17 protein-coding genes are annotated in these 20,787 nt (G+C 46.7%); 6 read left to right on the top strand and 11 right to left on the bottom strand.

Going from position 1 to position 20,787, the window contains the following annotated elements; all coding sequences use genetic code 11:
• Positions 1–9: 9 nt before the first annotated feature.
• The 5 genes from leuA to AC9UH7_RS00535 form a co-directional block, all read right to left on the bottom strand.
• The gene (gene leuA, locus AC9UH7_RS00555; RefSeq protein WP_509593668.1) at positions 10–1,725 is read right to left on the bottom strand and encodes a 2-isopropylmalate synthase; all 1,716 of its coding nucleotides are present in this window, start codon (positions 1,723–1,725) and stop codon (positions 10–12) included.
• 143 nt (positions 1,726–1,868) lie between these two features.
• Positions 1,869–3,173, bottom strand: a complete 1,305-nt coding sequence (locus AC9UH7_RS00550) for a glutamine synthetase family protein (RefSeq protein ID WP_509593665.1) — start codon at positions 3,171–3,173, stop codon at positions 1,869–1,871.
• A 45-nt stretch (positions 3,174–3,218) separates the two neighbouring features.
• On the bottom strand, positions 3,219–3,731 hold the full coding sequence (gene cysE / locus AC9UH7_RS00545) for a serine O-acetyltransferase (RefSeq protein WP_509593663.1): 513 nt from the start codon (positions 3,729–3,731) through the stop codon (positions 3,219–3,221).
• Between the two features lie 3 nt (positions 3,732–3,734).
• Positions 3,735–4,661, bottom strand: a complete 927-nt coding sequence (gene cysK / locus AC9UH7_RS00540; RefSeq protein WP_509593661.1) for a cysteine synthase A — start codon at positions 4,659–4,661, stop codon at positions 3,735–3,737.
• A gap of 205 nt (positions 4,662–4,866) precedes the next feature.
• Positions 4,867–6,516: an NAD+ synthase gene (locus AC9UH7_RS00535; protein WP_509593658.1), complete on the bottom strand. Its 1,650-nt coding sequence runs from the start codon at positions 6,514–6,516 to the stop codon at positions 4,867–4,869.
• A gap of 74 nt (positions 6,517–6,590) precedes the next feature.
• Here AC9UH7_RS00535 and panB point away from each other — a divergent pair, with 74 nt between their 5' ends.
• From panB to AC9UH7_RS00520, 3 genes are all read left to right on the top strand, one after another.
• Positions 6,591–7,403: a 3-methyl-2-oxobutanoate hydroxymethyltransferase gene (panB, locus tag AC9UH7_RS00530; protein WP_509593655.1), complete on the top strand. Its 813-nt coding sequence runs from the start codon at positions 6,591–6,593 to the stop codon at positions 7,401–7,403.
• 26 nt (positions 7,404–7,429) lie between these two features.
• Entirely contained in the window at positions 7,430–8,722 is a 1,293-nt protein-coding gene (locus AC9UH7_RS00525; protein WP_509593653.1) for an MFS transporter, read from the top strand.
• 226 nt (positions 8,723–8,948) lie between these two features.
• Positions 8,949–9,335 carry a hypothetical protein gene (locus AC9UH7_RS00520; protein WP_509593651.1) on the top strand — a complete coding sequence of 129 codons (387 nt, stop codon included), beginning with the start codon at positions 8,949–8,951 and terminating at the stop codon, positions 9,333–9,335.
• Between the two features lie 73 nt (positions 9,336–9,408).
• Here AC9UH7_RS00520 and AC9UH7_RS00515 read toward each other — a convergent pair whose 3' ends face one another.
• Positions 9,409–9,891 (bottom strand): MarR family winged helix-turn-helix transcriptional regulator, encoded by a 483-nt coding sequence (locus AC9UH7_RS00515; RefSeq protein ID WP_509593648.1) that lies wholly within the window; start codon positions 9,889–9,891, stop codon positions 9,409–9,411.
• 65 nt (positions 9,892–9,956) lie between these two features.
• On the opposite strand from AC9UH7_RS00515, the gene AC9UH7_RS00510 reads away from it, so the two are divergent.
• The gene (locus tag AC9UH7_RS00510) at positions 9,957–11,906 is read left to right on the top strand and encodes a M13 family metallopeptidase (RefSeq protein WP_509593645.1); all 1,950 of its coding nucleotides are present in this window, start codon (positions 9,957–9,959) and stop codon (positions 11,904–11,906) included.
• Entirely contained in the window at positions 11,878–13,146 is a 1,269-nt protein-coding gene (tgt, locus tag AC9UH7_RS00505) for a tRNA guanosine(34) transglycosylase Tgt (RefSeq protein ID WP_509593642.1), read from the top strand. The genes AC9UH7_RS00510 and tgt overlap by 29 nt, the downstream gene beginning before the upstream one ends.
• Here tgt and AC9UH7_RS00500 read toward each other — a convergent pair.
• Positions 13,143–13,757 carry a trimeric intracellular cation channel family protein gene (locus AC9UH7_RS00500; RefSeq protein WP_509593639.1) on the bottom strand — a complete coding sequence of 205 codons (615 nt, stop codon included), beginning with the start codon at positions 13,755–13,757 and terminating at the stop codon, positions 13,143–13,145. The two genes, tgt and AC9UH7_RS00500, sit on opposite strands and share 4 nt — an antisense overlap.
• A 7-nt stretch (positions 13,758–13,764) precedes the next feature.
• A complete protein-coding gene (locus AC9UH7_RS00495; RefSeq protein WP_509593636.1) occupies positions 13,765–15,414 on the bottom strand; it encodes an ABC transporter ATP-binding protein in 1,650 nt (549 codons plus the stop codon).
• Between the two features lie 32 nt (positions 15,415–15,446).
• Between AC9UH7_RS00495 and AC9UH7_RS00490 the strand changes: the two genes are divergently transcribed.
• Positions 15,447–16,010: a hypothetical protein gene (locus AC9UH7_RS00490; RefSeq protein WP_509593633.1), complete on the top strand. Its 564-nt coding sequence runs from the start codon at positions 15,447–15,449 to the stop codon at positions 16,008–16,010.
• 4 nt (positions 16,011–16,014) lie between these two features.
• On the opposite strand, the gene AC9UH7_RS00485 is transcribed toward AC9UH7_RS00490, so the two are convergent.
• The 3 genes from AC9UH7_RS00485 to AC9UH7_RS00475 form a co-directional block, all read right to left on the bottom strand.
• The gene (locus tag AC9UH7_RS00485; protein ID WP_509593631.1) at positions 16,015–17,103 is read right to left on the bottom strand and encodes an ABC transporter permease; all 1,089 of its coding nucleotides are present in this window, start codon (positions 17,101–17,103) and stop codon (positions 16,015–16,017) included.
• Between the two features lie 2 nt (positions 17,104–17,105).
• Positions 17,106–18,602: an ABC transporter permease gene (locus AC9UH7_RS00480; protein WP_509593629.1), complete on the bottom strand. Its 1,497-nt coding sequence runs from the start codon at positions 18,600–18,602 to the stop codon at positions 17,106–17,108.
• A 179-nt stretch (positions 18,603–18,781) separates the two neighbouring features.
• Positions 18,782–20,629 carry an ABC transporter substrate-binding protein gene (locus AC9UH7_RS00475; RefSeq protein WP_509593626.1) on the bottom strand — a complete coding sequence of 616 codons (1,848 nt, stop codon included), beginning with the start codon at positions 20,627–20,629 and terminating at the stop codon, positions 18,782–18,784.
• Positions 20,630–20,787 lie beyond the last annotated feature (158 nt).

Here is a 20,787-nt window from a genome sequence, read left to right as displayed (position 1 = left end):
GTGCGTGGATTAGCGAATTGCGCGATTTATCGCAGACACGACCGCTTTTAATGAAGCCGTTGTGGTGTTGGGATCGATTCCCACGCCCCAGAAGACCTCTCCATCAATCGCGCATTCAAGATAGGCGGCGGCAGATGCATCCCCACCTGCAGCTAATGCATGCTCAAAGTAATCAAGTACTCGAACATCAACACCATATGCCTGCAAAATATTGCAGAAGGCGGCAATCGGACCATTTCCTTGTCCCTTAAGTTCGTGCAGTTCTCCTCGATCTGTTAAGGAAACTGTTAGATAAACATCTTCACCGAGTACAGAACTTTGTGACAAACCTTTAAGACGGAAACGACCCCATGGCGCGCCATCTGTTGGCAAGTACTCATCCTCAAAAATATTCCACAAATCTTCAGCACTCACTTCGCCACCTTCGGCATCTGTTTTTGCTTGAACGATTTTGGAGAACTCAATTTGTAAACGTCTAGGTAAATCAAGGTGATGCTCATTCTTCATCAAGTAAGCAACACCTCCCTTACCAGATTGTGAATTCACACGAATGACCGCTTCATAGGAACGACCAATATCGAGTGGATCAATAGGCAGATAAGGAATCGCCCAAGTGTGATCACGCACTTCCTTGCCAGCCGCTTTTGCATCACGGGCTAAGTGATCAAAACCTTTCTTGATTGCATCTTGGTGTGAACCAGAAAACGCGGTAAAGACCAGATCTCCACCATATGGATGGCGCTCAGGCACGCGTAATTGATTGGCATACTCAACGGTGCGACGCACAGCATCGATATTTGAGAAATCAATATGTGGATCAATCCCATGAGTTACTAGGTTGATGCCAAGGGTTACAAGACAAACATTTCCAGTGCGTTCACCATTTCCAAACAGTGTTCCTTCAATTCGATCAGCACCTGCTAAATAACCAAGCTCTGCTGCTGCAACTCCTGTGCCACGGTCATTGTGTGGGTGAAGAGAAACAATCACACTCTCGCGATTGTTAAGGTTTCGACACATCCACTCTATGGAATCTGCATAGACATTTGGTGTTGCCATTTCAACAGTTGCTGGAAGGTTCATAATGGTCTTCCACTCTGGGGTTGGCTTCCACACATCATTAACGGCGTTGCAAACCTCAACCGCAAACTCAAGTTCAGTGCCTGTGTATGACTCAGGTGAATACTCAAAGGAAACCTTGGTCTCTGGAACTGTTGGCACTAAATCCAAACAGATTTGGGCAGCATCAGTTGCAATTTTCTTAATGCCTTCTTTATCCAAACCAAAGACAACTCGACGTTGCAAGGTTGAAGTTGAGTTATATAAGTGAACGATCGCTTGCTTGGATCCCTTAATGGCTTCAAAGGTGCGGATGATTAAGGACTCTCGTGCCTGCGTTAAAACCTGAATAACAACATCATCAGGGATCAGATCTTCATCAATAATCTTTCGGACAAAATCAAAGTCGGTCTGACTTGCACTTGGAAAACCAACTTCAATTTCTTTATATCCCATTGCAACCAAAAGCTTAAACATTGCTAACTTGCGTGGTGTATCCATGGGATCAATCAACGCTTGATTTCCATCGCGTAGATCTACTGAACACCACTTAGGTGCTTGAGTAATTTTCTTATTTGGCCAGGTGCGATCTGGAAGATCTATAGGGTGAAAAGGTTCATAACGATGCACGGGCATCTTCGACGGTACTTGCTTCGGGAAGTTCATGTAATGCTCCTTATTATTTGGCGGGTTTTGTCATGGGTGAACCGGTACGACAAACCCCGCGGCGAGGGGTCCGGTTATTTGGCCCCGCCACGGCAGCTAAGGAGGAGGCTGCGGTTGCTCATGAGTAAAGGGTAACGCGAGTGTTAAAGGACTGGCAAATAACGATCGAGTTCAAAGGCGCTGACTTGGCGACTGTATTCAAGCCATTCAGCCCGCTTATTGCGCAGTACATACTCAAATACATGCTCGCCCAAGGTTTCGCGAACTAACTCACTTTTTTCCATTTCGATAATGGCTTCGTTGAGGTTTGAAGGAAGCGATACTGGATTGCTTGAATCGCTTAATTCATACTTTTCTTCTACTCCTTTAAGTCCTGCAGCAAGCATTACTGCATATGCAAGATATGGATTACATGCAGTATCAGGAGATCGGAATTCAATACGCGTTGAATTCTCTTTACCTGGCTTATACATAGGCAATCGCACAAGTGCGCCGCGATTGCTAGGACCCCAGTTAGCTAAAGCAGGTGCTTCGCCTCCACCATGTAATCGTTTGTAAGAGTTCACCCATTGATTTGTAATCGCTGTAATTTCAGGTGCATGTTTAATTAATCCTGCAACGAAACTGCGACCCACCGCAGAAAGACTGAATTCTGCTGTGGCATCGTAGAAAGCATTCTCTTCACCTTTAAACAATGAAACGTGGGTGTGCATTCCGCTTCCTGGATGATCGGTAAATGGCTTTGGCATAAATGAAGCGTGAAAGCCTTGATCCATAGCAACTTCTTTGATTACATGGCGGAAAGTCATGATGTTATCGGCAGTGGTTAAAGCGTCAGCATCGCGTAAATCGATTTCTTGTTGTCCTGGTCCACCTTCATGGTGTGAAAACTCAACACTAATTCCCATGGCCTCTAACAATGTGATTGCTTGGCGGCGGAAGTCATGTCCAACAACTGCAGGAGTGTGATCAAAGTACCCACCTTGATCAACAGGTACTGGTGCAACTCCTTTTTCAGGAGTGTTCTTAAACAAGAAGAATTCAATTTCAGGATGTGTGTAACAGGTGTAACCGAGTTGAGCTGCTTTATCTAGTGTGCGACGCAAAACATTTCGTGGATCAGATGGTGAAGCCGATCCATCTGGCATGGTGATGTCGCAGAACATGCGTGCAGCACCAGGAGATTCTGTGCGCCACGGCAAAATAGAAAATGTTGCTGGATCTGGTTTTGCCAACATGTCAGATTCAGTCACGCGGGCAAAACCTTCAATGGCAGAACCATCAAAGCCAATGCCTTCGGCGAAAGCATTTTCAAGTTCTGCAGGTGCGATTGCAACAGATTTTAAGAATCCCAATACATCGGTAAACCACAAACGCACAAAACGAATGTTGCGCTCTTCTAGGGTGCGAAGTACGAACTCTTGCTGCTTATTAAGATCTGTTGACATAAGCGGCATTCTTACAAATGCAGGTTACGGCTATGTTAACTATCTCTAGATGACAAAGAAATCAGCGTGATCAAGGTCAGTTTTTGGGGCTAAGTCCTTTGTAATAACCGCATTAGCGCTGACTCGAGATCCTTCACCCACCGTTACATTTCCGAGAACTCGAGCGCCAGCACCAATGATCACGTTGTTTCCAATGGTTGGGTGGCGTTTGCCTTCTTCAATGCCTCGGGCTCCTAAGGTCACATCGTGATAGAGCATCACATCATCGCCAATAATCGAAGTTGCTCCGATTACAACGCCCATCCCATGATCAATAAAAAAGCGTCGCCCTATCTTTGCTGCAGGATGAATTTCAATACCAGTGGTCGTTCGCACCATGTTGGAATGAATGCGAGCAATCAACTTCAGTTTTCGATTCCACAAGAAATGCGAAATTCGATGTCCCCAAACCGCGTGCACGCCTGGGTATGCCAAAGCGACCTCTAGTCGATTACGCGCAGCCGGATCATGGCTGATGGCGTTATCAAGGTCTTCAATGATGCGATTTAGAAATGGCATGAATTAATCAACCAAATCCTCATAGAGAACTGTTGATAGATAGCGCTCACCATTTGAAGCACAGATAACAACAATGTTTTTGCCAGCAAACTCTGGACGCTTTGCGATCTCTGTCGCAGCCCACAAAGTTGCACCTGATGAAATACCAGCCAGGAAACCTTCTTCTGCGCCAGCACGGCGGGCGTACTTAATTGCATCTGCTGCAGTTGCATCCAAGATCTCGTCATAAACAGTGCGATCTAAAACATTAGGAATGAAGTTAGGTCCAATTCCCTGAATTGGGTGTGGTCCTGGCTCTCCCCCATTTAAAATTGGAGATGCAGCTGGTTCAACACCAAACACCTTAATTGCAGGATTCTTTTCCTTTAGGTATTGACCAGTACCAGTAATTGTTCCGCCTGTGCCAATACCTGAAACGAATGCATCAACCTTGCCATCTAGATCGCGCCAGATTTCTGGACCAGTTGTTGTGCGGTGAATAAATGGGCCTGCTTCGTTTTCAAACTGACGAACTAGCACAGCACCAGATTCGGCAAGTTTTTCTGCAGCAGCAACTGCGCCCTTCATTCCCTCTCCGGCAGGAGTGAGAACTAGCTCTGCACCATAGGCACGAATGAGTTTGCGACGCTCTTTTGAGACTGACTCTGGCATTGTCATGATTGCCTTATATCCACGAGCCGCTGCAACCATCGCAACTGCAATTCCAGTGTTTCCAGATGTTGCTTCCACAATTGTGCCGCCAGGCTTTAGTTCACCACTTGCCTCTGCGGCATCGATCATCGCAACGCCTAAACGATCCTTAACAGATGAAGTTGGGTTATAGAACTCCAACTTGGCATAAACATTTCCCGCAGCACCATCTGTAATCTTGTTGATGCGCAGTAATGGTGTGTTTCCAAAGATTTCTGTGATGCTGTTATAGACCTTCATAGTTCTCCCCTAAACATAGTTTTTTGAAATTTGTGGATGGATAAAAACAGACTGGCTGCGAAATAAGGAAAGAACTAGCAGCTGCAAGAAGTGGAAAGGCAGAAATCAACAACACGGTTTCGTGTAAACAACCAGTTGATGATTGAAAGCATGTGCAAATTCTACTGAATTGATTTAATTATGCGAGTTGCAAATGATTTGCAGGTTACTGCTCATTCCAGCCTGAAGTCATAGGCAGGCGGCGATCTTTACCAAATGCTCGCGCTGAGACCTTGGTGCCTGGTGGATATTGGCGACGTTTGTATTCAGCCTTATCGACCAAGGAGATAACACGGCGCACTAACTCTGGATCAAAGCCAGCGGCAAGTAGCGCCTCGTAGCCATGATCTTCATCCACATATGCCCGAAGAACTTGATCTAGCAATGGATAGTCTGGCAATGAATCTGAATCTTTTTGATCTGGGCGAAGTTCAGCACTTGGCTCTTTTGTAATTGAACGTTCAGGAATAGGGGGTGTTTGGCCTTGTTTAATCGCCACTTCATTTCGATATCTAGCTAGCGCCCACACATCTGTTTTATAGATGTCTTTAATGGGAGCAAAACCACCAACAGCATCTCCATAAAGGGTTGAATATCCAACTGCTAACTCACTCTTATTGCCTGTTGCCAAAACCAGGTGACCTTCTTGATTAGATATTCCCATCAAGGTTGTGCCGCGAACGCGTGCCTGCAGATTTTCTTCAGCCAACCCCTTCAATGTCAGATTGGCCAGATAGGCATCAACCATGGGAGCAATAGGTGTGGTTCTGAAGTGAATGCCTGTGGCATCTGCCAAAGCCTGAGCATCTTCCACAGAATGAGTAGATGAATACTTACTTGGCATTGCAACACCATTGACCCTTTTAGCACCTAACGCATCAATGGCAATTGCAGCAACTAAGGCAGAATCTATTCCACCTGATAGCCCAAGGACTACGGATCTAAACCCGTTCTTACCAACATAATCACGAAGTCCCATCACAAGGGCCTGCCACATCTCTGCTTCATTGGACAATCGGGTTGCAACTGCTGGTGCTGCAGAATCAGCATGGGAAGTTTGTTCTTCAGAAATAACTACATCTGGTCGTGAACTACCTTCGGCGCATTCAATGTCAACAACAATTAATTGATCATCAAACTGGGCAGTTCGTGCAAGGACTCCGCCATCTTTGCCAACAACGATCGTGTCGCCATCAAAGACCAAATCATCTTGCCCACCTGTCATGTTGACGTAGGCAATAGGTGCACCGATTTCCTTGGCCCGCTTTTGCACAAGTGCCAATCGAACATCATCTTTGTTTCGCTCAAATGGTGAGCCGTTGGGCACGACTAATAATCCAGGGGTTCGCTCTGCGATTGATTCCAGTGAATGCCAAATGTCTTCACAAATTGCCACAGCCACATCAACGCCATGGATCCGCACCACAAGGTTTTGATCTCCAGCTACAAAGTTTCTGAACTCATCAAAGACTCCGTAATTGGGCAGATGGCGCTTGACATATCTAGCTTTAATTTTTCCATCATGAATAATCGCAACTGCGTTCTTAGGCCCTTTGTCTAAATACCCAACAACTGCCACTAAATCACCAGTAATGCCAGCTGCAATCTCTTCGACAGCCTTAATGCTGGCTGCTTGGAAGGATGGACGAAGCGCTAGATCTTCAACGGGATATCCCGTCACAATCATTTCTGGGAACACAATCAGATTGGCACCATGTGCTTGTGCGCTTTTGACTGAGTCAGCGATGAGCCCAGCATTGCCCGCAAGGTCACCAACGGTTGGGTTGATTTGGGCTAGCGCCACGCGCAACTTCATTTTTCAAGTGTAACGGGGGTACCCTTTGCCTTGTACCCGGGGACTGCTACAGGCGGCTTCGAGGAGAGGAAATAATGGAATCTTTATATGGCGGTGCGCTGCATCGACGCATCACTATTCTGGATCTGGCCGCTGCCAAAGAGCGCGGAGAAAAGTGGGCCATGCTCACTTCTTATGAATCCATGACCGCTGAAATCTTTGATGAGGCAGGAATCCCAGTCCTACTAGTGGGCGATAGTGCCGGCAATAATTTCTTAGGCGAAGAGAACACAATCCCAGTCACAGTTGATGAGTTAATCCCGCTTGCTCGAGCGGTAGTCCGAGGGTCAAAGCGGGCCATGGTTGTGGCAGATCTGCCCTTTGGATCCTATGAAGCATCTGCTGAATTAGCACTTGCTACCTCAGTTCGTTTTTTCAAAGAATCTGGTGTGATGGCGGTAAAGCTTGAAGGTGCCCATACAGAAACGGTAAAGAAGTTAGTTGCTAGCGGAATTCCAGTGATGGGCCATCTCGGTTTAACCCCGCAATCAATGCATCAATTAGGTGGCTACAAAGTTCAGGGCCGCACCGATGGCGATGTGATTGTGGAAGCAGCAAAAGCTCTTCAAGCAGCTGGTGCTTTTGCAATTGTCTTAGAACTTGTCCCAGCAGAATTAGCGGCTCGTATCACCGCAGAATTAAGTATTCCCACAATTGGAATTGGTGCTGGAGTTAACTGCGATGCACAGGTCCTGGTTTGGACCGACTTAATGGGCATTACCAAAAAGGCTCCAAAATTAGCCAAGGCATATCGCAATCTCAGGGCAGAAATGTTGGCAGCAACTACCGAGTTTGCCGCTGATGTTCGCTCGGGCCAATTTCCCACCGAGGTCCAAACCTTCAACTAGGCCACACCGTGAACTAGGGTTGGCGCGTGGCTAAATACGCAATTGATCTCGCACCCCTAAGAAAGTCCAAGGACTTTTCTTTATTGTGGGCGGCAGGGCTGATCTCTTACTTCGGCTCGATGATCACCTATGTTGCAGTGCCTTTTCAAATCAAAGAGCTGACCGGCTCTTATGTGGCAGTTGCCATCAGTGGTTTAGTAGAAATCCTTCCCCTCATCATCTTTGGTCTCTATGGCGGAGTTTTAGCCGATGCGCTAGACCGCAAGAAATTGATTTGGGTAACCGAGCTACTCTCACTTCTTTTCACCGCAATTCTGCTTGTTAATTCCATGATGGATTCGCCCAGCCTGCTACTGATCTACATCGTCTCAGGATTATTTGCCGCAACCAGCGGGCTGCGACAACCTGCAATGCAGGCCGCCCTTCCTAGACTTGTCGATCATGAAGATATGACAGCTGCTGCGGCGTTGATGAGTTTGCGTTGGCAGATTGGCGTGATTGTGGGCCCTGCTATTGGTGGCATTTTGATTTCAACATATTCAGTAGCAGTTGGCTATGCCGCAGATATTGCAACCTTCATAATTTCAATTGCATTAATCGCACTTATGAAAAACATCCCACCCTCCCACGAGGCTGAAGCCCCATCCCTGTCAGCGTTAATTGATGGTGTGAAATATGCCTTCAGTAGGAAAGATTTACTGGGCACTTACCTGATTGATTTAGCTGCAATGTTTTTTGCAATGCCCACAGCCCTTATTCCATTTTGGGCCGATCAATTAGGGGCACCGTGGGCCCTGGGTCTGCTCTATGCCGCCGGAACAATTGGCTCTGTTGCAATTGTCCTGACAAGTGGTTGGGCAAAAAATGTTCATTTCTATGGTCGGGCAATTATGTGGGCAGCAATTGGTTGGGGCGTAGCCATCGCATTGTCAGGTGCGACCAATTACCTATGGCTGGTACTCCTATTTCTAACTTTGGCTGGGGCATCGGACATGATCAGTGCCCTCTTTAGATCAGCAATGTGGAACCAAACCATCCCCGACAATCTTCGCGGACGCCTTGCTGGAATTGAGTTGCTGTCCTATTCGATCGGACCACTTGCGGGGCAAATGCGTGCAGCATCAATGGCCGCTGCTACTACATTGACCATTTCGGTAACAAGCGGTGGAATTATTTGCGTGATCGTGGTGGTGCTATTGGCCTGTTTCTTGCCAGATTTCAGAAAATTCGACATCCGAACCAACAAATATGCCCTCGAAAATCAGAAAATGGCGGAAAAATTACGCGTAAACCCTCAATCCGAGGACGAGAATTCCTAACTTGACAGAATTTTGCGGGATTTTTGCAAATATTCTCGAAAATAATAAATCAAGAAAATAAAAAATGGCGAAATCTTCGCAAATGCATAAATTTTTTAAATAATAAATTTGCGACACGCGCTAAATTATTTCTCACAAAATGTTGGCATTTTTGGCCAAAAGATGTCACGCTTATCCACGAACAGGTTTGGGTGACGGATCCGAACCATTCCGATAGGAGAAGTACGTGGCCGCAGCAAAGAAAGCAGCACCAAAGAAGCGCAAGAAGGCAGCAGCTCCAGCAGCAGCTCCAAAGAAGCGCCGCAAGAAGGCAGCTGCTCCAGCAGCAGCACCAAAGAAGCGCCGCAAGAAGGCAGCTGCTAAGAAGGCAGCTCCAAAGCGCAAGAAGGCAGCAGTTAAGAAGGCAGCTCCAAAGCGTCGCAAGAAGGCAGCAGCTAAGAAGGCAGCTCCAAAGCGTCGCAAGAAGGCAGCAGCTAAGAAGGCAGCTCCAAAGCGCAAGAAGGCAGCTAAGAAGGCAACTGCAAAGAAGGCGGCGCCAAAGCGTCGCAAGAAGGCAGCAGCTCCAGCAGCAGCTCCAAAGAAGCGCAAGAAGGCAGCTAAGAAGGCTAAGTAAAGCCCTCACGCTTATTAAAAAAACCCGCCACTTTATGTGGCGGGTTTTTTTATGTTCTTTTACTAATCAGAAATTATTCATCGGCTGCATCTTTGCGCAGTGATTCCTCAATGCGTTCAAAGATATCTGCCAATGCTTGTTGATCTGCTTTTGTTAAATGATCCATGAATCTAGCGCGAACACTTTCAACATGATCTGGTGCTGCACCAACAATTGCCTTCCAACCTTTAGGGGTCATCACGGCAAAGTAGCCACGTTTATCAATAGGGCAGGCCTCTCGCTTTACCCAGCCAGCCTTTTCCATGACCTTCATCCGGTGAGACAGTCGCGACCTTGATAGAAGAGCATTAGCTGCTAACTCACTCATTCGCATTCTGCGATCTGGGGCTTCACTTAACTGCACTAAAATTTCATAATCTGGCATCGATAAATCGTGCTCTCCTAGGTCAGCATCCAGCACATCTAGCAGGCGGCGACTAGCCAAGATGTAGCGGCGCCAAGCCTTCATTTCTGTGGGAGTAAGCCACCTAGGTGCGGTAGCGTTTTCACGTGCCATGAGTGAAGTCTACGGCAAAGGTTGAAGCTTCAACTACTTTCATTAGTACCTAAAAGGAGAACGTCGTGAGTATTAAAAAAGCTGGGCTAGATTTCGCGCATCAAGATTCATCTGTTCGTCCCCAAGATGATCTCTATCGCCACTTCAATGGTGGTTGGCTAAAGACGGCAGAAATCCCAGCCGACCGTGCAACCGATGGCGCTTTTGTCACGCTTCGAATTCAATCTGAAGCCCGAGTTCGCGAAATCATTGAAAAGGCATCGGGCTCGGATGAGGCCACAAAGATCAGCAACATCTACGCCTCCTTCATGGCAGCAGATGCGGTCAATACAAAGGGCTGCTCCCCCATTGCTAGTGAGTTGTCAGAAGTTGATTCCATAGCTTCACTTAAAGATTTCATTTCGACCCTTGCAAAACTAGAAGCCCGAGGCCTTTCCGGAATTTTCGGAACATTCATTTATGCAGATATGAAGGATGCTTCAACAAATATTTTGTACTTGCTGCAAGGTGGTATTTCACTGCCTGATGAGGCCTATTACCGTGATGAAAAGTATGCCGAGATTCGCACCGCATACCTTGCACACGTTGCACAGATGTTTGAGTTGGCTGGTGTTGCAGGAGGGCAAGAATTAGCAGCCAAGGTCATGGCCCTTGAAACCAGCATTGCAAGCCATCATTGGGACCAGGTGAAAAATCGAGATGCGACCCTGACCTATAACAAACTGGCTCGAGCTGACGTCAAGAACCTCATGCCTGCCTTTGATTGGGATCTCTATCTAACTGATGGAGAGATCCCGGCAATTGTTTTGGAATCTGTCATTGTCCAGCAGCCGTCGTTTTTTGAAGGCCTCAATTCAATCTTGGCCAACTTTGATCTAGCTGCCTGGAAGGCCTGGATGAAGTGGCACATCATCAGTGGCGCTGCTCCTTATCTTTCAGATGAATTAGTCAATGAGAACTTTGCATTTTTCGGCAAGACCCTTTCTGGCACACCTGAACTTCGCGAGCGCTGGAAGCGCGCTGTAACAATGATCGAGGGATCTTTGGGCGAAGCAGTCGGCAAGGTCTATGTGCAGAAGTACTTTCCAGCAGAGGCCAAAGCCCAGATGGAGCAGTTAGTTGCCAATCTGATTGAGGCCTACCGAGTCAGCATTAATGAGTTGGCTTGGATGAGCCCTGATACCAAGGTTAAAGCCTTAGAAAAACTCGGCAAGTTCCGTCCCAAGATTGGCTACCCAGATAAGTGGCGTGATTACAGCGCCCTGCAGACAACCCCAGATGACCTATATGGAAATGTTGGTCGCGTTATTAAGTTCCAAAGAGATCATGAATTGAGCAAGATTGGAAAGCCGGTTGATCGGGATGAATGGCACATGGCACCACAAACTGTGAACGCCTATTACAACCCAGTAATGAATGAGATTGTTTTCCCGGCAGCAATTCTGCAACCTCCATTTTTTGGACTAGACCATGATGACGCTGTTAACTACGGTGGCATTGGCGCGGTCATTGGCCATGAGATTGGCCATGGCTTTGATGATCAAGGCTCTAAATATGATGGTGATGGCGCACTCAATAACTGGTGGACCGATGCTGATCGTGCCGCTTTTGAAGAGCGCACTAAAGCGTTAATTGCTCAATATGATGCCTTGATTCCTGAAGAAGCACCTGATGTAAATGTCAACGGTGCTTTAACTATTGGTGAGAACATCGGCGACCTTGGCGGTTTAGCAATTGCCTATAAGGCATATCTGATTTCACTTGGCGGCAATCCTTCTCCTGTCATCGATGGCTTTAGTGGCGAACAGCGACTGCTACTTTCCTGGGCACAAGTCTGGCGCGCAAAGGTGCGCCCAGAAGAGATGCGCCGCCGTATTGCAACTGATCCTCACTCCCCTGCAGAGTTTCGTTGCAACCAAATCGTTAAGAACTTCACCCCGTTCTATGAAGCTTTCGGCGTAACTGAAAGTGACGCGCTCTGGCTAGATGAACAATCGCGAGTGCAGATTTGGTAATGCATTGAGTTTTTCATTTGATATCAAACACGCAGAAAGTGATTCGCTTGCTCGTGTTGGAACTATCAATACCCCTCATGGGCCAATTCAAACCCCTGCATTCATTCCGGTGGGCACGAAGGCAACTGTTAAATCTGTATTGCCGGAGGCCATGGCAGATTTAGGAGCGCAAGCTCTTTTATCAAATGCCTATCACCTCTATTTGCAGCCGGGCTCTGACATCTTGGATGAGGCTGGTGGGCTAGGCGAATTCATGAATTGGCCTGGCCCGACCTTTACAGACTCTGGTGGATTTCAAGTTTTGTCATTGGGAGTTGGCTTTAAAAAAGTATTAGCGATGGATGCCCAAACATTTCGCAGAGATGATGTCATCGCTGGCAACAAAGATCGCTTGGCACATGTTGATGATGAAGGTGTGACCTTTAAGTCCCACCTTGATGGATCAATGCATCGCTTCACTCCAGAAGTTTCCATGCAAGTTCAACACCAAATCGGGGCCGACATCATGTTTGCCTTTGATGAGTGCACGACCTTGCACAACACCCGCCCATATCAAGAGCTAGCTATGGATCGCACCTATGCCTGGGCCATTAGATGTTTAGATGAACACAAGAAGTTAACCCAAGAGCGGGTGGGTAAGCCATACCAGGCATTATTTGGGGTAATCCAAGGGGCTCAATATGAAGACCTGCGTAAAAGAGCTGCTACCGATCTTGGCTCACTGGAATCTAATGGCCAAGCCTTTGATGGATTCGGAATCGGTGGGGCGTTAGACAAGGGCCAACTAGGAACCATTGTTTCCTGGGTCAATGAAATCTTGCCGGAAGATAAGCCACGACATCTTTTGGGTATTGGGGCCCCGGAAGATCTATTTGTTGGGGTTGAAAACGGCTGTGACACCTTTGATTGCGTATTAGCCAGCAGAATTGCACGAACTAGCGCTGTGTACACGATGGAAGGGCGTTTTAACCTGTCTAACAGCCGTTTTAAGAGGGATTTCACCCCGATTGACGATGAGTGTGACTGTTACACCTGTACGCACTACACACGGGCTTATATGCACCATGTATTCCGTGGTAAAGAAATCATTAGTGCAACCCTTGCAACGATTCACAATGAAAGATTTATTGTGCGATTGGTCGATCAGATGCGCCAAGCATTACTTGATGGAAACTTTGCTGACATGAAGGCAGATTTCTTGGGCCGCTATACCCACAGAAGCGGTCAAGCCAGGGATTAATTGCCCTTTTGGATGGTGGGTAGGTTCCAATTGAATTTGATGGATAGCTCGCGGACCAAAACCACCACAACCCCTGCCACAGCAACCGGTATGGCTTCACTTAGATCCAAAGAATCTAAAGCAAGGTAAACAAGAGCACCTGACAGGCATGCAGTTCCCACTGTTTCGCGATGTAGTAACACCGGCTCCGTTTGGCACATGATGTCTCTAAATAATCCACCAGAGACCGCACCAATTAAACCAAGGACGGCAGCTGCTGCCAAGGGTGCATCGTTAGAAAGTGCGAACTGAACACTAGAAACGGTTGCAACAGCTAACCCCAAAGTATCAAGAGAGAGCGCAAAGCGACCAACACTTTTGGTCTTGCCCATTGCAACTGTAATTAAGAAAGCAGCAATGATGGGTGCAAATAACCACGGGCGCTGAACCCATGGTGGCTGCTCCCCCATAAAAAGATTTCGCAGAGTTCCACCTGAAATAGAGGCAACGGCTGCAATAAATAAAATGCCACCAAAATCTAAACCTTTATTGGCAGCAACCCGTGCTCCTACTAATGCAAATGCAAAGGTAGAAACAAGGTCTAGACCAAAGACCAAAAGGTCTAAGTCCACTAGCCCGCTACTTCTTGTTAGCTAAGCGAGCTTCGCGGCGAATTCGTTGTTCTGCTGGATCTGGAACTGGTACCGCAGAAATCAAACGCTTGGTGTAATCATTACGTGGGTTCTTCAATATCTGATCGCGATCGCCAACTTCGACAAGCAAACCGTTTTGCATCACTGCAATTCGGTGAGACAAGATGTCAACAACTGCTAAGTCGTGAGAGATAAACAAGCAAGCAAAGTTCAACTTCACTTGAAGTTCTTGCAAAAGATCCAAGAAGCGTGCTTGAACAGAAACATCCAGAGCAGATGTTGGCTCATCTGCAATCAAAAGATCTGGAGTTAGTGCCAGAGCACGAGCAATACCTACGCGCTGGCGCTGACCACCTGAAAGCTCATGTGGGTAACGGTTGCGGTAGCTGCGTGGAAGTTCAACTTGATCGAGTAGCTCTTCAACTTTATGTGCAAGCTCTTGACCTTTTGCCATTTTTGCTAAGAACAAAGGCTCGCCAATTGACTCACCAATTGGAAGGCGTGGGTTTAGCGATGAGGCTGGATCTTGGAAAACAATTCCTGTGTGACGACGAATTGTGAAGAGTTCCTTTTGAGTTGCATGGCTGATGTCTCTGCCCACAATCTCAAGTGAACCTTCCTTAATTGGAAGTAGGCCAATAGAGGCACGACCAACAGTTGTCTTTCCGGAACCTGACTCACCTACGAGGCCCACAATTTCACCTGGATAGATTTCAAGGTTGAAGTTTTTAACAGCCACAAAAGCAGGAATACGACCACGCTTTGGATATTCAATAGTGACATTTTCCAACTTTAAAACAGGTGCCGGCTTGGCACTTTCTGAATATGGAAGTGCACGCTTCTTTGATGATCCAAGCTTTGGAACAGCGCCAAGCAGTTGTTGGGTATATGGATGTGTTGGCTTATTGAAGATCTGATCTGCAGTGCCAGATTCAACTGTGATTCCATCTTTCATCACAAGAATCTGATCTGCCATATCTGCAACAACACCCATATCGTGGGTAATCAAAAGGATGGCGGAGTTGAGCTTGTCTTTGAGGCCGCGCATCAAATCTAGAATTTCTGCTTGAACTGTCACATCTAGCGCTGTTGTTGGTTCATCTGCAACTAAAAGTCCAGGATCACAAGCAAGTGCCTGAGCGATCATTGCGCGCTGGCGTTGACCACCAGATAACTGGTGCGGGTACTTATTAATTGATTTTTCAGGATCTGGAATATCAACTAACGTGATGAGTTCTAGAGCGCGCTCATGAGCCTCTTTAGGGCCCATATCAAAGTGGTTACGAAGAGTCTCCATTATCTGGAAACCAATTGTGTAAATAGGGTTCAGAGCGGTCATTGGCTCCTGGAAAATATAGGCAACTTCTTTTCCGCGGAACTTGCGCAGTGTTACCGCCTTTGCATTGAGCATCTCCTGGTCTTTAACTTTGACAGATCCAGACATGCGAGCATTTGAAGCAAGTAGGGACATCAAACCAAGTGCAGTCGTTGACTTACCAGAGCCTGATTCACCAACGATGGCTGTAACTTTGCCGGGTTCTAGGGAAAGGTTCATGCCAATAACGGCTGGGTACCAGACTCCATCTACCCAGAAATCAACATTAAAATCTTTGATCTCTAAGACTGGCTTACTCATTTGGTTGACCCCATCTGTGAGAAACTTGCGGAATGACGAATAGTGAAAAGTTCAGACCCGGAAGCGCAGTTGCCAGTGGATGGATACTTATCGTCTTCTTTGTCGGATTTATTATTCAAAGCTTTTTCTACGACGGTGACATCATCGCCACAATTGGTATCTGCGGCGCAGGTGCTCTCGGTTCTTACCTGGTCTTCATTAAGCCCTACGTTCTGCTCTTTGATGAAGGCATCAAGATTGTTAACCCAACCAAAGAGATCACCGCTACTTGGGATCTGGTTGAGGAGATCGAGACCAGATATAGCATGTCGGTCCAGATCAGAGAGAAGAGATACTTCGCTTGGGCTGCTCCAGCTCCGAGTAGTCGTCACAGTAGAAAAATGCATAAGACTGATCTTCTTCCCGGTTTTGATGCTCCGCGACGTGTAGGAGACTCTCTTAAAAGTGACTCTGGTGTCTGCACTTACATGGCTAACATCAGAAGAAAAGATTTCGTTGCCGGTGGTGCTAGTGATTTTGAAATCATTAGCAATAACAGCCTCTTCTACACCTTCTTGGCTCTGCTGCTGGTCGGCGTAGCTGCGGTTATCTTCTAAAGAATTAATCATTGGCCTGTGCCAACTTTCTTGCTGTCGCTGAATCCTGACGCTCTTTCTTAGAGATACGACGGCGTTGACGTGGATCAAAGGCATCTCGCAAGCCATCACCAATAAAGTTGATGCTAAGGGCGATGCTGATAATGAAGAAGCCTGGATACCAGAAGAGCCATGGACGAGTTGTGAATGAGTCCTGATACTGGCTGATAAGTAGTCCGAGAGAAACATCTGGTGGAACAACACCAAAGCCAATGTAGCTGAGTGCCGTTTCCAGCAAAATGGCACCTGAAAGCAATAGCGTTACAGAAACGATGATTACACCAATCGCGTTGGGCAAGATGTGCTTGAAAATAATGCGCTTGTTTGTGGCTCCCGCAACACGGGCGGCATCGACAAACTCTCGTTCGCGAAGGGACAAGAATTCACCGCGAACAAGACGCGATAAACCGGTCCAAGCGAATAATCCAAGTAGGACAGCTAGGAAGACTGCTCCAAGGTTTCCGTAACGGTAACCCACAACAGATCCGATGATGATTACTGGGATTGTGATCATGAAATCTACAAAACGCATCAAAATTGCATCAATACGACCGCGGTAGAAACCAGCAATCGAACCAACGACAACTCCTAATGTTGCAGCAATCGAACCAATAACAACCATTACAGATAATGAGCGCTGAGTGCCTCTCATAACCAATGCGAAGTAATCGCGACCGATGTCATCTTGTCCGAATGGATGTGTTCCGAGTCCGATTCCAGAACCGCCTAGAAACTTAGGGCGAAGTGAAATTGTTGGGCAACCCACTGTGTCATTTGGGCAATCACCATAGCGAAGCTCTGGCAAATCTTCTGGGGTCCACTTCCACCAACCTGGAACCTTCACCGTACCAAAAATTTTCCAATCAAATGCAGTAAATGCAATAAGGACGATTGAACTAATGGTGAAGAGAGAAACGACAGCGGCACGGTGGCGGAAGAAACGCTTGCGGACAATTTGTCCTTGGCTTAAGCCTTCAATTTCTTTGTTTTGGATCGCATTTTCACCGGATAGAACTTCGGTTGACTCAACGCTGGCCTTTGATTTACGTGCCATCTTTATGCACCACTTCCTACTCGAATACGTGGGTCTAAGGCTGAGTACAGCAAATCTGCAACAAAGTTAGCCAGAACAGCCATCGTGGCTGTCACAAAGAAAACTCCCATCAGGAGATTGAGATCTTGTCCACGAATAGCTTGAAGACCCAAGGTTCCCATTCCTGACCAAGCAAATACGCTTTCAGTAATAAATGCTCCACCAATTACACCTGCAAAGTCAGCCACCAAGATTGTTGCCATAGGAATCATTGTGTTGCGGAATGCATGGCGCATAATCACTGTGCGCTCTGAAAGTCCCTTAGCGCGCGCAGTACGAATGTAATCCTGGTTCAAGACTTCTAGCAGGGTGCCTCGAGCAAATCTGATGTATCCAGCAAAACCAATAAGTGTGAGTGCCAGAGTTGGTAAAAATAGGTGAGTAATTACATCTAGACCTGAGATCCAAAAATCAGAGGTATCGAGCAAATCATTTCTTTCACCAACAGTTGGAACTGGGCGGAAATTGATTGCATCTGTCTCCATGTATGGTTTCCATGTCTGCATAAACTTATCAATTAACACTAAGTGGGCAGATAAAACACCAGTAATTATCGTTGTTCTCACGATTGGCGCACGATCAATCTTAGAAAATGCTAGCCCAATAAAGACTGAAGTTGTGATTAAAGCGCAGACCATTAAGAAGATATTGAGTGCGCTTGGATGATTATCAAAGACCCAATTCGCTGGATAATAAGCAACAACCGAAAGTCCAGCAATCGTGAGTGAGGCCTTTAGGGCTTTTCTGTTTCCCAAACCAACTGAAATTTGCGTAACGCCAAAGGCAATTCCGATAGACAGAACCAATACAACGATTGGGCCTAATGATGGATTGAGTAACCAGCCGGTTACTCCAAGAACGGCCACCAAGCTACTCGATGCTGCAAAAGCAACAACATAAGTTGTCCAAAACGTTTTACGTGATCCTCCAACTACAGCTGCCCAGAACAATCCACTGACTAGGCCAATTCCAATAATCCAGTTAAATGGAATTGTCGGCTCTCGTAAAAAGTCATTGAAAGAAATTGCTAGATATTCTTTGAGGAGAACAGCAACCCAGAAGATAGGTAGTGAGAACAAAAGAAAAGCCACAAAGGTCATTGAGTAGTCAAAGCGACTGTACTGACGAAGTGCGGTAACGATACCGATCATGATTCCAAGGATTGCGGCAATTACTGTTGCTGCAGCAACAAGTCGAAGTGTTACAGGTATTGCAAGTGCTAATGAATCCAAGACAGCTAAGCCGTCACGGCCCGTACCAAAATTAGGTTGGCCAATAAAGATTCCTAAAACGCCTCTGAGCCAGAGGAAATAACGAAGAGGTGGAATTACATCTAGTTGGAGCTCTCTGGTTAATGCCAGAATTTTTGCATCCCTATCGGGATCTGTGCTCAATCTAAGGTCGGCCAGTGGGTCAGCTGAAATCGCTGCCAAGTTATAAAGAATAAAACTTGATCCCATGAGAATTACGCCCAGGACACCGAGCCGTCTAAGAATAAAGGCAACCATGGATTGTGTTTCTCCTCGAATAATAAATGAACTTAAATTATTGGGTGACTATACAGCCAAAGGACGCTCGGAGATGTATCTCCGAGCGTCCAAAGGACTGAATAGGTAATGCTAACTAAGGAAATTAATCCTTAGTATGTCCACTCCCAGTAGTTCCATGTCAACTGTGGTGACAATGGAGCTGGCTTTAGACCCTTGAGATCCTTGTTAATTGCAGTTACTCCAGGGTGTGTAAAGACCGGAAGTGTTACAGCATCCGCAAATAGTGCACGGTCTGCCGTGATGTACTTCTGGACTAGTAGTTCTGGCTTCATGGCAACGTCTAGTTCAGTACAGACCTTGTCCACGATTGAGTTTGAGTAACCCATAACGTAGTTAGATCCACCTGTTGTCTCTAGAACTGAACATGACTGCTTCTGTGTTACTGAGCTTGAAACCCAGGCAAAGAAGAACGCGTCATACTTACCATTTCCTAGAAGTGCTCCCCAACCAGATTGGACATCGCCAACTAGTTCGAAACCGACCTTAGCCAAGTTTGCCTTTGCAAGCGCGAACTGTGCTGCACGGCGAGCGTTACCACCTGGAACAAGAACGTTGATCTTGATTGGGTTCTTGAGTGCATCTGGGTAGTACTTCTGTACCAATGCAAGAGCTGACTTGTTACGTGACTCTTGTGTTCCACGTGTGTAGAACGCTGAACCGTTAACAGCACAGATCTTGTCATATGCAGCTGTACCTGGGGCAACCCAAGCAGTACATAGTGGCTTTGTGATTCCGTTGATTGGAGCAATGATCTTGTCCATGATTTCATCACGAGGTAGACCTAGCAAGAATGCTTGACGAAGTGCCTTAGCCTTCGCTCCACCATTCTTAGAGAACACGCCTGAGTAAGGAGGCTCACCCTCGACGCTGTCGTAGTGGAGATCCCAGTGCTCATAAACAGCTTGCTCTCCACCAGTGATGTTTACGCTAGTGATCTTCTTTAGAGCTGCTACAGCATCTGCTGTTGCCTGTCCTGAGTACACATCAAGCTCACCATTTGAAAGAGCCTGTACTGCAGCTGTTCCGTCTGTGATTACCTTGAATACGATCTTGTCGATTGAACCTGTCATCTTTGGACCTGAGTTGTACTTAGGGTTAACAACAAGTGTCATAGATGTCTTTGGAACTGCAGACTCAACAATAAATCCACCGTTGCTGATTAGAAGCAATGGATTTGTGCTGCTGTTGATTGTAGTAATTGTGTAATCCTCAGACCACACCTTACCCATCTTCTTAAGAAGATCAGTGTTCTTAGTCTTGAAAGCAGCTAGGAAACGATCCTTAGCAGCAAGGTTTGCTGATGCTGACTGAAGTCCATCTTTACCTTCTGCAAGCAACACCATTGCGTGTACTGGGGCTGGTCCTGGACCGTATAGATCCCAGTTAGCAATTGGGCTCTTCCAACGCAATGTCACTGACATTTCATCTGAAGAAAGAACTGGCTCTCCCACAATGTTCTTGTGGTAAGTGCTTCCATAACCTTGACCGTTGAAGGCAGGCTTTGTTGTCTTGCTTGCTGGATCACCAAGTCCTGCTTCGATTGAGTATGTGTCGCTTCCAAGAATGTGTGAAAGTAGAAGGTCTACTCCAGTGATTGGAGTTCCATCTGACCAAACACGTCCTGGTGCAACTGTGTACTGAACACGGAAGTCAGTCTTTGAATTCTTGATAACTTTGTAAGAACCAAATGTTGTGTTCTTGATTAGTTCTTTCTTATCGTTGTAATAGTTGAAGCCCATACCTGTTAGTGCAGCCTGATCAGTACAAACTGTTGAGTTTGTAGTTGAAAGGCCACAGTTAAGTCCGGTCTGGACGTTCGTGTGGTGAATTACAACCGTTGAACGAGTTGCAGCTTGTGCAGGTGTAAGCAGTGAAACTGCCAACGCCGCTGATGCTGCAGCTGCGAGCGCAAACTTTGCGCTACGTGTGAACTTCATATAGATCCTCCTTGAGGGGTTTGAGAAAAGCGTCTGTGGAGAGTCGACCTGCCCCATAGGCGCTTTTGGTGGGTGAAGTCTGCCTTAATGAACGGCAAATGAGCAAGAGGTGAACAGTCTGCATGAGCGCGTGGTTTATAACGTTACCGTAAAGAAAT

The sequence above is a fragment of the Candidatus Planktophila sp. genome (assembly GCF_044348745.1).
Lineage (GTDB): Bacteria > Actinomycetota > Actinomycetes > Nanopelagicales > Nanopelagicaceae > Planktophila.
Note: the sequence above shows the minus strand (reverse complement) of the source record. Positions and strands in the feature narration are given on the sequence as shown.

What these genes read in the sequence shown, in the direction of transcription:
- AC9UH7_RS00515 (WP_509593648.1), bottom strand. Translation starts at nt 9,891, where the DNA reads ATGGCACGTGAAAACGCTACCGCACCTAGGTGGCTTACTCCCACAGAA.
- AC9UH7_RS00475 (WP_509593626.1), bottom strand. Translation starts at nt 20,629, where the DNA reads ATGAAGTTCACACGTAGCGCAAAGTTTGCGCTCGCAGCTGCAGCATCA.
- tgt (WP_509593642.1), top strand. Translation starts at nt 11,878, where the DNA reads ATGAACAATCGCGAGTGCAGATTTGGTAATGCATTGAGTTTTTCATTT.
- cysE (WP_509593663.1), bottom strand. Translation starts at nt 3,731, where the DNA reads ATGCCATTTCTAAATCGCATCATTGAAGACCTTGATAACGCCATCAGC.
- AC9UH7_RS00495 (WP_509593636.1), bottom strand. Translation starts at nt 15,414, where the DNA reads ATGAGTAAGCCAGTCTTAGAGATCAAAGATTTTAATGTTGATTTCTGG.
- AC9UH7_RS00535 (WP_509593658.1), bottom strand. Translation starts at nt 6,516, where the DNA reads ATGAAGTTGCGCGTGGCGCTAGCCCAAATCAACCCAACCGTTGGTGAC.
- cysK (WP_509593661.1), bottom strand. Translation starts at nt 4,661, where the DNA reads ATGAAGGTCTATAACAGCATCACAGAAATCTTTGGAAACACACCATTA.
- AC9UH7_RS00550 (WP_509593665.1), bottom strand. Translation starts at nt 3,173, where the DNA reads ATGTCAACAGATCTTAATAAGCAGCAAGAGTTCGTACTTCGCACCCTA.
- AC9UH7_RS00480 (WP_509593629.1), bottom strand. Translation starts at nt 18,602, where the DNA reads ATGGGATCAAGTTTTATTCTTTATAACTTGGCAGCGATTTCAGCTGAC.
- AC9UH7_RS00485 (WP_509593631.1), bottom strand. Translation starts at nt 17,103, where the DNA reads ATGGCACGTAAATCAAAGGCCAGCGTTGAGTCAACCGAAGTTCTATCC.
- AC9UH7_RS00490 (WP_509593633.1), top strand. Translation starts at nt 15,447, where the DNA reads ATGACGAATAGTGAAAAGTTCAGACCCGGAAGCGCAGTTGCCAGTGGA.
- panB (WP_509593655.1), top strand. Translation starts at nt 6,591, where the DNA reads ATGGAATCTTTATATGGCGGTGCGCTGCATCGACGCATCACTATTCTG.
- leuA (WP_509593668.1), bottom strand. Translation starts at nt 1,725, where the DNA reads ATGAACTTCCCGAAGCAAGTACCGTCGAAGATGCCCGTGCATCGTTAT.